The organism is Paenimyroides ceti, assembly GCF_030409925.1.
Map to the genome: position 1 here is coordinate 1,483,244 of NZ_JAUFQU010000001.1, position 13,577 is coordinate 1,496,820.

Consider the following 13,577-nt stretch of genomic DNA (forward strand, 5'->3'; position numbering starts at 1 on the left):
ATGGATCAATCAATTATTACCATAGGAGCCACATTTGGAGCATTGGCTGTTATTTTTGGAGCTTTTGGTGCACATGCACTCAAAAAGATCATGAATGAAGAACAGCTCAAAAATTATGAAACAGGAGTAAAATATCAGATGTATCATGCCATTGTATTATTAATCATTGGATTTAACAGTGATTCTGTACCGGTCTATCAGAATATTATGGTTAATAGTTTCATCATCGGAATTATTTTATTTTCTTTCAGTATTTACGGATTATCGATTTCAGCAGCCTTAAATAAAAAAATCAGCTTGCTTGGACCAGTCACTCCAATAGGAGGTTTGTTGTTGGTATTGGGATGGATTTTATTAATTTGGAATTTTCTGTAATAAAAGAGTCTTAAAAATTTGATTATAGTATGATTATTCTATAATTTTGTTTCCTTAAAATTAAAAAAAATTTTAATAAATTATAAATGAAAAAATTATTTGTTTTTGCAATTGCTGCAATTGCTTTTACTTCTTGCAATAAAGAAGAAAGTTACACAATCAATGGTAAAGTAACTGGTTTTGAAGATGGTACTAAAGTATACATCAGTTCTCAGGATGAAAACGCAAATTTCGGTTTGGCTAAAATAGACTCAACGGAGATTAAAGACGGGAAGTTCGTGATGAAAGGCGCTGCTAAAGAAATGGATTTGAAATTTATTGAAATCGGAGGAACACAAGAATTTGTGGTACCTTTTATCTATGAAAACGGAACCATTACTTTCGATTATAATAAAGAAAAACCGGAAGATGCTAAAGTTACCGGAACAAAAAATAACGATTATTTAGCAAATTATAATGTTGAAGCTTTTAAAGTTCAGAAAGAATTAAGAGATTTTCAAACCAATAACATGGCTAAAATTCAACAGGCTCAAATGAGTAATGATGAAGCAGCTATGGAAGCTTTGATGAATGATTATGAAAAAATCTCTGACAAATTAAAAGTTCAAAGTCAGGATTTTGTAAAAAAACATAAAGATGCTTTTATTTCATTGATTTTATTAGAGCAGTTATCACAATCAAAAACAATTACTACTGCTGAGTTAGAAACATATTTCAAAGCATTGGATAAAGATCTTCAGGAAACTGCAAGAGGAAAAAAATTAGCAGAAAAAATGAAAGAACTTGGATTAGTAGAAATAGGTAAAGTAGCACCTGACTTTTCTGCTCCGAATCCGGAAGGAAAAACAGTTTCTTTAAAAGAAAGTTTAGGTAAAGTTACCATCATTGATTTCTGGGCATCATGGTGTGGTCCTTGCCGTCAGGAAAATCCTAATGTAGTAAAATTATACAACCAATACAAAGATCAGGGGTTAGCTATCATTGGAGTGTCTTTAGATAAAGATGCTGATGCTTGGAAAAAAGCTATTGCTGACGACCAGTTGGCATGGACACAAATCTCAAATGTAAAATTTTGGCAGGATCCTATTGCTAAACAATATGGAATCAGTTCAATTCCTGCTACTTTTATCTTAGATTCTAAAGGAGTAATCGTAGCTAAAGATTTAAGAGGCGCTGAATTAGAGGCAAAAGTTGCTGAACTATTAAAATAACAGTTCTTAAAACATAACATAAAAAAACACCTTCATTGAAGGTGTTTTTTTTATTCTATAGTTTTTATACATTAATACATTGCTCGATATTTACGGTTATACCTCATTTAAGAGCATTTATTTCATATTATAGCCCACTTAATACTTTTGATATTATAATTTAAAAATAATTTAATAAGTTATACTGAAAATTAAATTTTTTTCATTAATATATGCATTTAATAATTCGGATGATGATTGGAAATACAAGAGAAAGTAAAGGATTAGAGTTTGCAAGATATTATATTTAGATAAAAGGGAATTAGAGCAGTAAAATTATATATTGGTAGAAAATTTTGAATAGCCTTGTCGGAAAATCGCTTGCAGATATGAAACTTAACTAATCAAGGAAATTGAAGAAACGGTTAGCATTCTAACAGAAAAAAACTGAAACGTTAATCTCAAGATGATTCTACACTTTTTGAGATTATTTTGTAGAATTTTGAAAATTGCCTGATATTTTCAGAATTAATTATCAGGAATAATAATTTAATAATCCTGTTACTTAATAAAAATAGTAAAGTAACATATACAATTTATCATTATGAAGAAAAAAATATTAGGATTTGTTGTCACATTAGCACTTTTAAATTTTATATCTTGTTCACAAGACAATTATACTGAAGAAAATTCAGATAATGAAATGTTTCCAAAAGCTTTAAACCGATACAGTGCAAGTAATGATGAATATGTATATGATTTTGTAAAAAAACATATAGAAATAAATGATAAAATTTTTTCTATTTTAGAAAGTGAAACAAATATAAATAGTAAAATCTTAGATAAATACTTATCAAAAGATATCACTTCTGAAGATGAATTTAAAAGTATTTTGCAAGAATCTGGTGTAAAACGATTTAATGAATTAGGTGAGTTAATGTTACTTCAAGTTGAAAATAGTAAAATATTGCATTCGAAAAATCCAACTTTTATTAAATTAGACAAAATAGAACAAGATGCAATTTTGACTAAATATATAGATCAAATGTTTAGCAATAACTATCAGGTTACCGGCAAATGTGAGCATCAACGAGAAAAGGATAGATCACGTTGCGAAAGAAATTCAAATAAAACTGGAGCTTTGGCTCTTCTTGGATGTGTTGGAGGTCCAGTTATATGTGGATTAGGGCTTGTAGCTGTTATGATGGTACATACAGATTGTATAAAAGATGCCGAAGTAGATTATAAAGATTGTTTAAAAGGTCTATAGATGAGAAATAAAATTCAGATATATTTCATAATAGTTTTATTATTATATTTTTCACCAAAGTTGTTTAAAATAAAAGGATTTACTGAAAGCATATGGTATGAAATTATTTGTTTTATCTTAATTATTATTTTAGCTTTTTTTGAATTAAAAAAACTTATACAATTTGATAAATTAAATAAAACTAATAAATTTAAGCAAAGAATATTATTAGTAATTGTTGCATTAATTGTGTTTATAGCTTTTAGAATATATTCTAAAATATATTTATGAAATAAAAAATCAATCTTTAAATTTAGAATTATATTCCATAATTTCTTATTTAAAATCAGCTGTAGCCGCTAACATTAGAGCGATAGAAAATAATACAGCTACTATTGAAGGAACATTAAGTCCTACATTTTTTTTTAACTGATAAAACTTTCTTTGTCTTTCATGAAGATATAAGTATTAATTAGGTTCAGATTATCTTGTACACAATGTGAAAAAAGGTATTGTGATTTTGGTTGTAAACCTGACGGTACTGAGGGAAATAGAAGAGTTAAACTAATTTTGGAGATGATGAAAAGTACAATAAACACTACTGGTAAAATATTAAGTCAAATACTGCTATTGTGTTTTCTATTTTGGGTATTAGTAAAAATTCCAGCAATAGGAAGTTCTCAATTTTTTATGGTGTTTTATGAATCCGGATGGCTTCAACTTATACTGGCAACAATCGCCTGTACGCTATACTTTGTTTATCAATGGGTTATAAATAAATTCAAATTCAATTACTACTTTTATAATGTGGTCCTCAGATTCGTGACTTTGGTAATTATATTTGATTCGACTATTAAGCAATTGTTTTTTTAAAATAGCTTCATTACAAGTTTCCAATATTTTATCGCTATAGGGAGCCAACAAAGAAGAAAAAGCAAGCAATATATACTGAAAAATGCTTATATTTATTGAAAAATAAAAGCTATGAACAATTTTTTTAAAACCCTTATCGCAGGATGGGGTGCTAAAAAAGCAGGCTTAGGCTGCTTTGGTACCATCATCGTATTTATAATTATTTTCTACTTATTAGGATACTTATAAAAAAAATAAAACGGTTACACTTGGTGTAACCGTTTTATTTTTTAAAACTACCACATCTTTCGAGGTACTTTCCATACCATGGATCTGTAATATCGGAAATTATGACTCCTTTTTTAGTTGATACATGCAGGAATTTATTGTTATGAAGATATATGCCGACATGATCGATAGATCGTTTACCAAATGAGAAAAACACAAGATCACCTTCTTTAAGATCTTTGGTATACTTTTTTTTGATATGTTCTGCCATATCTCTTGAAGTACGGGGTAACTGTATATTATAAATGTTTTTATATACCTCTGCTATAAAAGCAGAGCAATCGATACCGGACTTGGTTAAGCCTCCCATTTTATGAGGAGCTCCGAGCCACTCATCAATAAAATAATAAAGTTCTTTATTTTTTAAACTACTTTTAGAAACTCCTAAAACATCAGCATAATCATCCAGACTATTGTTTCTTTTTTTAAGAAAAGTGCCTCTGGCTCCGCTTGCATCAGAATAAGACGTAGAAGAAGTTGTTTTCTGATTCCATCGCTTTTTATTGTTTTTTGAGGCACCACATCCGACCAAAACAAAACATAGGAGAGTATAGTATATAAAATGTTGTATACGCATAATCAAAAATAAAAAAAACCGGAATAACATTCCGGTTTTTATGCTTAATTATTTATTAGAATCTGTAATTCTTCTTAAATGATTTAATTTATCTTTCCATAAATTCAATTCATCTCTGTGGCGTTCAATGTTTTTATTAACCTCTTTAATCAGTGGGTTATCTGCTTTTGCACTGGAGATAAACTGAATATTATTTTCTAATTGAAAAATTTCAGCTTGTATTTCATCCACTTTTCGTTGTATGAAAACGAATTCATTCTGTATTCTTCTCACATCATCACTTTCTGCAAGCTGTTCCAGACGATTGTTAAATTTTACCAATTCCGCTTCTTTTTTAGACATGCTTAATTTGTCAAATAAGGCATCGAGAATTTTATTAAACTTCCCTTCAATATGTCTGCGCATTTGAGGAACAGGTCCAATATTTTTCCAGTTTTCGATATGCTTTTTGATCGATTCCAAATCTTCTTTGTGATCTCCCTGAAGCTCAAAAGATTTCAGATCTTCCAGATATTGCTTCTTTTTATCAAAATTTTCCATTTCTGCGGAAATAGATTCATTTTTCTGAGCGTGTAAACGATCAAAATAATGATTACAGGTGGCTTTAAAATCTTTCCATATCTGATCGGAATACTTTCTTGGCACATGTCCTATTTTTTTCCAGTCTTCTTGAATCTGCTTCATGATAGGAGTGACCGTCTCAAAATCATCACTTTCATAAAGAGATTTTACTTTTTCAATCAAGGCCAGTTTCTTATTAAGATTTTCTTGCTGGTCCTTTTTGATATCTTTATAAAATGCATTTTTCTGCATATTGAAAACTCTCGTAGCTTCTTTAAATTGTGCCCATGTAGTTTCATTGTCTTCTAAAGGAACTTTTCCGGTATTGAAATACGTATCTCTGAGTGTATTAATTTTATTTATGGCATCCTGCCATTCTTTGTGAGAAGTAGCTCCTTTTTCTGCAATAGCATTTATTTCTTTTATTAAATCTTGTTTGATCGCGAGATTTGCTTCTTCTTTTACGCGGAATTCCTGTAAATAAGCTTCTCTTTTATCATGAAGCTGCTTGGTTATTTCACTGAACTCATTCCATATATCTTCTCTGTATTCTCTTGATACAGGTCCTACTTCTTCTTTCCAAATACGGTGAAGGGTCTGCAATTCTCTGAAGGATTTAGATATATCTTTTACTTCCAGTAATTTTCTTGCACGTTCGATAAGTTTTTGCTTTTGTTCCAGATTAAATTTAAAATCAAGATCTCTGGCTTCTCTGTCTAAGTGCAGATGGTCGTAAAAACGTTCGATATGAAAATGAAAATTATTCCAAACGTGATTATAATTATCTTTAGGTATCGGTCCTGCATTTTTCCAACGATCTCGGATATTCTGTATATCTTTTAAAGCAGTAGCATAATTTTCGGTATTATCAATGAGTTCTTTCAGTTCATCAATAATGGCCATTCTTTTTGACAAATTTCCTTTTAAAGAGTCCTGAATGGATTTATGATACTGACTTCTCTTATCGCGATAGGTATTGTATATGTTTTCAAATTTATTTTTTAGAGGAAACTCATAAGAAAAATCGCTATCTGCTGCTGTAGGATTTTCACTTAAAAAAACTTGCTTCTTTTCATCAATAAGATTGTGGTATTGATGAAAAAATGCTTTTCTTATGGCTTCTGCCTGATCTTTAATAGCCATTACTTTATGGTTATTCATCAGATTTTCAAGCTCTACAATCAACTCACTCATGGTAAGATTTTCGTAGTCAACAACTGCAATTTCACTGGTCTCATCAATAGACACATCTTCACTTTCTTCAGCATTTGATTGAGTAATAGCCTCAACAGCATCGTGATTAGATGGGGTTTGCTGATCATGTCCGTCTGCCTGTGGCAGGTTATCATTCTTTTCTTCTAACATCGCCTAAATGTTTAAGTTACACATTAAATTTCTTGAAAGATAAATAATCAATTCTAAAATATCAAAGAAATAGGGATAAAATTATTAATTTCCTTTGTATTTATTATAAATTCCAAATTTTCCAGGCATGCTCAGCCTGTATTTTCAACATCTCATATCCGTTCTTTACAATTGCTCCTTTTTCCTTTGCCTTATACAGAAAAACAGTCATTTCAGGGTTATAGATCAAGTCATATACCAGATGATCAGATGTAAAATGTGCCGTACTTATCGGCATATTATTTTCTTTATTCGGAAAAGTACCTATAGGTGTACAATTGATAATAATGGTATACAATTTTAATATTTCAGGGGTAATCTCCTCATAACTGATTTGTCCCTCGTTTTTCTGTCTTGAGACGTTCAAAAAAGGAATGTTTAATTCACCTAAGGCGTAAGCAACCGCCTTTGCGGCGCCTCCTGTACCAAGGATTAAAGCTTTTGTATGATATGGTCTCAGTAAGGGAATAAGGGAGTCTCTAAAACCAATATAATCGGTATTATAGCCGATTTTTTTTCCATCATCTAAAAACCGTATGGTATTTACGGCTCCAATAGTGCTTGCTTCATGCGATAAACCATCCAGAAAAGGAATAATCGTTTCTTTATATGGAATTGTTACATTCAATCCTCCTAAAGTGCTATCGGATAAAATGGCTTGTGCCTCAGAAATATCCTGAATATCAAAATTGACATATTGAAGCGAACAAAGACCTTCCTGTTTAAATTTCTCTGTAAAATATTTTTTTGAGAAAGAATAGGAGATATCCTTTCCCATAAGACCGTATGTTTTCATGATAAAGAAAAAAATCGCCTAAGCGATTTTTATTTTTTAAAAAGATTAATATAATCCTGCACTACCGGATTTTCCCAAACTAATGGAAATAAATCCTGTAGCAGCTTTTTATTCTTGAAATTCCAACGCAAAGCATTAGACAGATGAAATGATCCTTTTTCTATTTCATTATTTGTAAAATAAAGCCCCGCAAAACGGTAAGCAATCTCATATTCATCAGGAAAAATTTCTGAAGCTTCTATGAGTTTCTGAATGGCCACTTCAACTTCATTTAATTTCCACAAAGCATCTACCCAGAATAACCACGAATCCAGAAAATCGTCTCCAAAAGCAATGGCTTTACTAAATCCGTACTCAGCATCGGTATAATAGCCTAATTCTTTATTGATAACGGCATATCTTCGCCAGTACAATTTATTTTGCTCATCAATACCAATAGCCTTATTGATATAAAACAATGCTTTTTGAAAGTTTCCGACTTTAATGTATAAATCGGTGATCGCTACCCAGCCTTTATCTAATAATGGATCTTCATGAACGGTTCTCAGATAATATTTTAAGGCTTTTTGGTTTTTGTTTAAGGCTTCATAACAGCTACCTATTCTCAATAAGATATAAGAAGAAGCATCATCAATTTCTAAAGTTGTATTATAACAATTAATCGCTTTTTCATATTCTTTGAGTTGTTCATACGCTTTTCCTTTTTCAAGATGTGCGCCTAAAAAATATTCATCGATAACAGATGCATAATCAAAAGCTTCTATAGCCTTTTTGTATTCTTTTAGATGCATATACTGCCTTCCGAGCTGATGCCAGGCAACTTCACTATATGGGTTGTCGTCAATGAATTCATTGAGAAACACGATAGCTTCCTGATGCTGATCCAAAAAGTCATAACAATATACAATGTTATAGAGAGCCGATTGGTCTTCCACATCATTTTCAAGACATTTTATAAAGTAATATCTTGCCTGTTCCAGTTTATCAACATACAAATATTCCATTCCCATAAGAGAATAGACATCTGCCACATCATCTGTGTACTGTAAAGCAATGTTGAGTGCTTCTATAGCTTTTTCGTGATTTCCTTTTTTAGAATAGATATTGGCTCTTTGGATGTATATTTCTTCGTTTGCTGCATCAATAACTGCCAATTCGTTTAATAAACGTTCTGCAGCATCAAGTTTGTCTTCAAATACTAATAATTCTACCTGTACCAATTTTAGTCCGACAGAATTAGGATGTTGTTCTAAACCTAATTTTAATGCTTTTTTTGACAAATTTAGTTTACCCGAATCTAAATAGTGCAGAATGATGTTTTCAAATTCCTCAGAATCAAAAAAGAAAATCTTATTTGACTTGAGCATCGATTCAAATTTAGATATTGATAAACGAAAATGTTCTTCTTCGTCATTTACGTACATATCAAAATGGTTTTGGTTCCTATATAAATTTACGAAATAGGATAGGAGCCTATTTCTTCATTACAAAATGTTTTAAACAAAATCATTAACAATTTTAGTTGATCTTATTTTGTATCTCATTCAATACATCAATTAAGATGCCACAACCTTCTTTGATTTCTTCTTCAGTTATGGTAAGGGGAGGGGTGATTCTTATTGCCCTGCCTTCAAACATCAGCCAAAAGAGAATTAATCCTCTTTCTTTACATTTTAATATTGCCTGATTGGTGATATCATCTGTAGGCAACATAGGCGCTAACATCAATCCGGTACCTTGTATTGAGGTAATAAGCGGATGTTGTAAATAACTTCTAAATAGTTGTTCCTTTCGCTCTATTTGCTCCATCAGATCTGTTTCCAATAATTCTTGCAGTGTTGCCAAACTGGCAGCCGCAATGATGGGATTACCGCCAAATGTGGTAATATGTCCACATTTTGGATCATGCGAAAGTAAATCCATGTATTCTTCATTTGCTGTAAATGCACCTACCGGCATTCCGCTCGCCATACCTTTACCCATCACTAATATATCAGGAACTACTCCAAATTTTTGAAAACCAAATAACCTACCTGTTCTTCCAAAACCAGGCTGAATTTCATCTAAAATCATCAGAGCGCCAACCTCTTCGCAACGCTTTTTGATTTTCTTTAAAAAATCATTCTGAGGGGTAATAAATCCGGCACTTCCCTGGATGGTTTCCAATATAATTCCGGCTGTACTGGTCGTGATTCTTTGGATATCTTCTTCATTATTGAAGGTGATAAAGTCGACACCCGGCAACAAAGGTCTGAAGGCTCCTTTTCGTTCTTCGTTGCCCAATACACTCATAGAGCCCTGTGTGTTTCCGTGATAGGCATTAACACAAGATATAATCTGGTTTCTTCCCGTAACTCTTTTAGCGAGTTTTAAGGCGCCTTCAACAGCTTCTGTTCCTGAGTTTACCAAATAGGTCTTGTTTAGGGTTGGGGGCAGGTTAGTTGCCAATAACTTGCAAAAATCAACCGCTGGCTTTTGAATATATTCTCCATATACCATCACATGGGCATATTTATCTACCTGATCTTTAATAGCTTTAATAACTCTTGGGTGTTTGTGTCCCAAAGTACAGGCTGAAACACCGGCAACAAAATCTAAATGTTTTTGTCCGTCTGTACTGTATATATAACTTCCCTCAGCATGTGAAATTTCTACTGCTAAAGGATATTTTGAAGTCTGTGCCTGATATTTAAAAAAATCCCGGGTCATCGAATCGTTACTTTCCGTTTTTAATAACATTGGCAGGTTTTGTTTTTCTTATAAAATTCTTGGTTGCGTCCGAAGCTTCCATTGGCTTTTCTGCTTCTTTCTGCTGCTTTTCACTGTCTATTTCGGCTTTTTCGCCGATATCGTTTTCTTCAGGTGGAAATATATCTTCCCGGCGCATTATCTTTTCATCTCCACGCCAGTTAAATCCGGGAAACAATCTGGCACTTTCAGGATACTCCGCAGGAGGGTATAATTCTCCTTCTGGATTTACAAAACGCGTGGCACTTGTAATCTGATTATCTTCAAGTTCAAGGTGAATGCGGCTACAGATACTTTTATCGATTCCCGTTAATTCATCATCCTCATCATATACATAATAAATCATTTCTGCATTCTGAACAAGATCTACTTCATATAACTTATTGTCCCTGAATTTTCCATACAGGTTGATTCCTTTTGCCTGATTATAACCAGCTCCTAAACTGTCTTTTTCTATTAAGAAAGCATCTGTAAGTACTTTTAAAGAATCCAGTTTTTCCGTTACGGGATTATTAATAAGATGAATCAGTTTACCCGTCATCTGGCTTTCTCCTCTGAACAATACAGGATTACCGATTAATTGAGCCAAACCTATTTTTTGATCATAATGTAGTGAATCTGCTTTCCCGCTCATATCCGGTGTTCTGAAAAGGCGGGCATTATGGTATCCGGTGAGTACCCGTTCTTTGTCCGGTCCGGTTACAATAATTCTCTTAGCATGAAAATAAGTAGTATCATTTTCTGTAAGCATGCGAACCAATGGCTTGTCCGTGACATATATAGAATCCCGATCTTTGAACAATTCAGCAAAATGACTTGTCATAATCATGTTGTTAACCGTATCGGTTACTTTTACATTGTGTATCGCACGAGAGTAAGACTTATTTTTGTCGTAAAACATATCATCTCCCTCAATACGTTTGTTGTCGCTGATGATATGAGAATTTTTAATGAGTTTTCCGATATCTAAGCGCGTATCATAAAAACCATTCTCCGTATATATAAAATTCTCTTTATTTTTAATAGTTGACGGACCAAACAGATAGGCATGTCCGGGAATTTCATAATAATCGAGATGTTCTGATTTTATTTCTGTATCAGGATTGGTAATAATTACCTGAGTTCTGAATTCATATTTTTGTTCTGCCGTATAGTATTTTCCGGCTTTACTTTTTAACGTATTGAGTTTATTAACGATGGTTGCGTGATCATTGTAATAAGCTACTCCGTTTACTTTATCATAATAAACTTTTTCCGATTTTAATGAAGAATCCGGTGAAGTCATCAATACGTTACCTGAAGCGAAAGCAATACCTTCTTTTCCGTTATACTCAGCATAATTGCTGTTTAACTGTAAGGTATCATTCTGAATGATATGAACATTTCCAAATAATTTAAGATAATTGTCATTTGGAAAAAAATAGGCCTTATTGCAATATATATACATACTATCTTGCTGTGCTTCGATATTGCCAGTAAGAATTAAGGCTCCAGGGATTTCATTTTGATTCTGATCGGTGAAGTCTGCATGTAATATTTCTATAGATTTTCCTTTGGGCGCAGGTGGTGCCGGGGTTTGGGCATTACCTGGCAGAAAATGTAAGAGTATGATTACAAATAAAAATAAATGCTTTTTCAAACGAGTAAAATTTTTTCAAAAATAGTCAAAATTAATAGGATAGAGTGGGGCGTTAAGAAGATTTTATGCATAAAAAAAGCACTTTGTAAAAAAGTGCTTTTTGTTTGATTATTTATAGATGGTTTGTTTTCTGTCTGGTCCTACAGAGATAACTCTGATGGGTACTTCTACCTGACTTTCTATAAACTCTATATATTCCTTTAATTCAACAGGAAGTTCTTCATAAGAAGAAAGCCCTGTAAGGTCTGCATTCCATCCTTTTTTCTCAACGTAAACTGGTGTTACATTTTCCGGCTCAATATTGTAAGGCAGGTGATCGATCTGCTGTCCGTTATATTTATATGCCACACATACTTTTAGTGTGTCAAATCCGGATAGCACATCTCCTTTCATCATATATAGCTCTGTCACTCCGTTTACCTGAACTGCATATTTCAATGCTACAAGGTCTAACCATCCGCATCTGCGGGCACGGCCAGTAACGGATCCGAATTCATTCCCGACACGAGCCATGGTAGCTCCTATTTCATCTGTAAGTTCTGTAGGAAATGGTCCTGAACCTACACGAGTAGTATAAGCCTTGAAGATACCAAATACTTCTTTTACTTTGTTTGGCGCAATCCCTAAACCGGTACACGCACCAGCTGCAGTAGTATTTGATGACGTTACAAACGGATAGGTTCCGAAATCGATATCCAGTAAAGAACCCTGAGCACCTTCAGCCAGAATAGATTTGCCATTTTTCAGTGCCTGATTAAGATAGTCTTCAGAATCAATAAATGTAAGTTTTTTTAATTCTTCTACTGCTGCAAAAAACTCTTCTTCAAGTTCTTGTAAATTATATTGTAAATCAACTTTATAGAAATCAATCATTTCGATGTGTTTTTCTGCTAAAGTTTTATATCTTTCTTTGAAATCTGCTAATTCGATATCTCCTACACGCAATCCGTTTCTTCCGGTTTTGTCCATATAAGTTGGTCCGATACCTTTTAGAGTAGATCCGATTTTTGCTTTTCCTTTTGAAGCTTCCGAAGCTGCATCCAATAAGCGGTGGGTTGGCAATATCAAATGTGCTTTTCTGGAGATGTAAAGGCGGGATGGAATATCGATATTGAATTTTTCCAAACCTTCCAGCTCTTTCTGAAATACTACAGGATCGATAACCACTCCGTTACCGATGATGTTGATAGAGTTGGTATGAAATATACCGGACGGAATAGTACGTAATACGTGTTTTATTCCATCGAATTCCAATGTATGTCCTGCATTCGGACCACCCTGAAAGCGAGCGATAATATCATATTTTGAGGTAAGAACGTCAACAATTTTTCCTTTCCCTTCGTCTCCCCATTGAAGACCAAGCAGTAAATCTACCGTCATAATGTTTAAATAATGTGATTAATTATTAGTTGTGTCTGAATTTTCTTTAGTACCATAGAAATAAAGGGAATGGTTATGGATTTTAACGCCAAAAACTTCCTCTATTGTCTTTTTGATTGTTTGAATACGCGGATCGCAGAATTCGATCACTTCGCCGGAATCAGTAAGGATAATATGATCATGTTGCTTGTCAAAATATGATTTCTCATAGTGTGCTTGGTTCTGACCAAACTGGTGGCGACGAACCAAACCACATTCCAGAAGTAATTCAATAGTATTGTATAAAGTAGCTCTACTTACACGGTAGTTTTTGTTTTTCATTTTGATATATAAAGACTCAATATCAAAATGCTCTTCATTTTCATAAATCTCTTGAAGAATTGCGTAGCGCTCAGGGGTTTTTCGGTGTCCTTTTTCTTCTAAATATTTTGTAAAAACATTTTTTACAATTTCTTGATTTTTATCTACTTCCATTGGATTTATCTCCTTATACATTGCAAATATAATTTATATTTTTG

12 protein-coding genes are annotated in these 13,577 nt (G+C 32.8%); 4 read left to right on the top strand and 8 right to left on the bottom strand.

Features of this window, described 5'->3' with window-relative positions; all coding sequences use genetic code 11:
• The 4 genes from QW060_RS07155 (at position 1) to QW060_RS07170 (ending at position 3,687) form a co-directional block, all read left to right on the top strand.
• Entirely contained in the window at positions 1–375 is a 375-nt protein-coding gene (locus tag QW060_RS07155; RefSeq protein WP_290362960.1) for a DUF423 domain-containing protein, read from the top strand.
• Positions 376–461: 86 nt separating this feature from the next.
• A complete protein-coding gene (locus tag QW060_RS07160; RefSeq protein WP_290362961.1) occupies positions 462–1,586 on the top strand; it encodes a TlpA disulfide reductase family protein in 1,125 nt (374 codons plus the stop codon).
• A 583-nt stretch (positions 1,587–2,169) separates the two neighbouring features.
• The gene (locus QW060_RS07165; RefSeq protein ID WP_290362962.1) at positions 2,170–2,835 is read left to right on the top strand and encodes a hypothetical protein; all 666 of its coding nucleotides are present in this window, start codon (positions 2,170–2,172) and stop codon (positions 2,833–2,835) included.
• A 558-nt stretch (positions 2,836–3,393) separates the two neighbouring features.
• On the top strand, positions 3,394–3,687 hold the full coding sequence (locus tag QW060_RS07170) for a hypothetical protein (RefSeq protein ID WP_290362963.1): 294 nt from the start codon (positions 3,394–3,396) through the stop codon (positions 3,685–3,687).
• A 262-nt stretch (positions 3,688–3,949) separates the two neighbouring features.
• Here QW060_RS07170 and QW060_RS07175 read toward each other — a convergent pair whose 3' ends face one another.
• From QW060_RS07175 to QW060_RS07210, 8 genes are all read right to left on the bottom strand, one after another.
• A complete protein-coding gene (locus tag QW060_RS07175) occupies positions 3,950–4,561 on the bottom strand; it encodes a C40 family peptidase (protein WP_290362964.1) in 612 nt (203 codons plus the stop codon).
• An 18-nt stretch (positions 4,562–4,579) separates the two neighbouring features.
• Positions 4,580–6,457, bottom strand: a complete 1,878-nt coding sequence (locus tag QW060_RS07180) for a DUF349 domain-containing protein (protein ID WP_290362965.1) — start codon at positions 6,455–6,457, stop codon at positions 4,580–4,582.
• 103 nt (positions 6,458–6,560) lie between these two features.
• Positions 6,561–7,292, bottom strand: a complete 732-nt coding sequence (locus QW060_RS07185; protein WP_290362966.1) for a shikimate dehydrogenase family protein — start codon at positions 7,290–7,292, stop codon at positions 6,561–6,563.
• Positions 7,293–7,321: 29 nt separating this feature from the next.
• Positions 7,322–8,716: a tetratricopeptide repeat protein gene (locus tag QW060_RS07190; RefSeq protein ID WP_290362967.1), complete on the bottom strand. Its 1,395-nt coding sequence runs from the start codon at positions 8,714–8,716 to the stop codon at positions 7,322–7,324.
• A 94-nt stretch (positions 8,717–8,810) separates the two neighbouring features.
• Positions 8,811–10,001 carry an aspartate aminotransferase family protein gene (locus QW060_RS07195; protein ID WP_290364712.1) on the bottom strand — a complete coding sequence of 397 codons (1,191 nt, stop codon included), beginning with the start codon at positions 9,999–10,001 and terminating at the stop codon, positions 8,811–8,813.
• Between the two features lie 7 nt (positions 10,002–10,008).
• A complete protein-coding gene (locus tag QW060_RS07200; protein ID WP_290362968.1) occupies positions 10,009–11,679 on the bottom strand; it encodes an OstA-like protein in 1,671 nt (556 codons plus the stop codon).
• A 108-nt stretch (positions 11,680–11,787) separates the two neighbouring features.
• Entirely contained in the window at positions 11,788–13,059 is a 1,272-nt protein-coding gene (locus tag QW060_RS07205; RefSeq protein ID WP_290362969.1) for an adenylosuccinate synthase, read from the bottom strand.
• 18 nt (positions 13,060–13,077) lie between these two features.
• Entirely contained in the window at positions 13,078–13,533 is a 456-nt protein-coding gene (locus QW060_RS07210; RefSeq protein ID WP_290364713.1) for a Fur family transcriptional regulator, read from the bottom strand.
• Between the last annotated feature and the right edge of the window lie 44 nt (positions 13,534–13,577).

Bases quoted from the DNA above. Each gene is read 5' to 3' on its own strand.
- QW060_RS07170 (WP_290362963.1), top strand. From the start codon at position 3,394: ATGAAAAGTACAATAAACACTACTGGTAAAATATTAAGTCAAATACTG.
- QW060_RS07180 (WP_290362965.1), bottom strand. From the start codon at position 6,457: ATGTTAGAAGAAAAGAATGATAACCTGCCACAGGCAGACGGACATGAT.
- QW060_RS07175 (WP_290362964.1), bottom strand. From the start codon at position 4,561: ATGTTATTCCGGTTTTTTTTATTTTTGATTATGCGTATACAACATTTT.
- QW060_RS07155 (WP_290362960.1), top strand. From the start codon at position 1: ATGGATCAATCAATTATTACCATAGGAGCCACATTTGGAGCATTGGCT.
- QW060_RS07185 (WP_290362966.1), bottom strand. From the start codon at position 7,292: ATGAAAACATACGGTCTTATGGGAAAGGATATCTCCTATTCTTTCTCA.
- QW060_RS07190 (WP_290362967.1), bottom strand. From the start codon at position 8,716: ATGTACGTAAATGACGAAGAAGAACATTTTCGTTTATCAATATCTAAA.
- QW060_RS07160 (WP_290362961.1), top strand. From the start codon at position 462: ATGAAAAAATTATTTGTTTTTGCAATTGCTGCAATTGCTTTTACTTCT.
- QW060_RS07205 (WP_290362969.1), bottom strand. From the start codon at position 13,059: ATGACGGTAGATTTACTGCTTGGTCTTCAATGGGGAGACGAAGGGAAA.
- QW060_RS07165 (WP_290362962.1), top strand. From the start codon at position 2,170: ATGAAGAAAAAAATATTAGGATTTGTTGTCACATTAGCACTTTTAAAT.
- QW060_RS07210 (WP_290364713.1), bottom strand. From the start codon at position 13,533: ATGGAAGTAGATAAAAATCAAGAAATTGTAAAAAATGTTTTTACAAAA.
- QW060_RS07195 (WP_290364712.1), bottom strand. From the start codon at position 10,001: ATGACCCGGGATTTTTTTAAATATCAGGCACAGACTTCAAAATATCCT.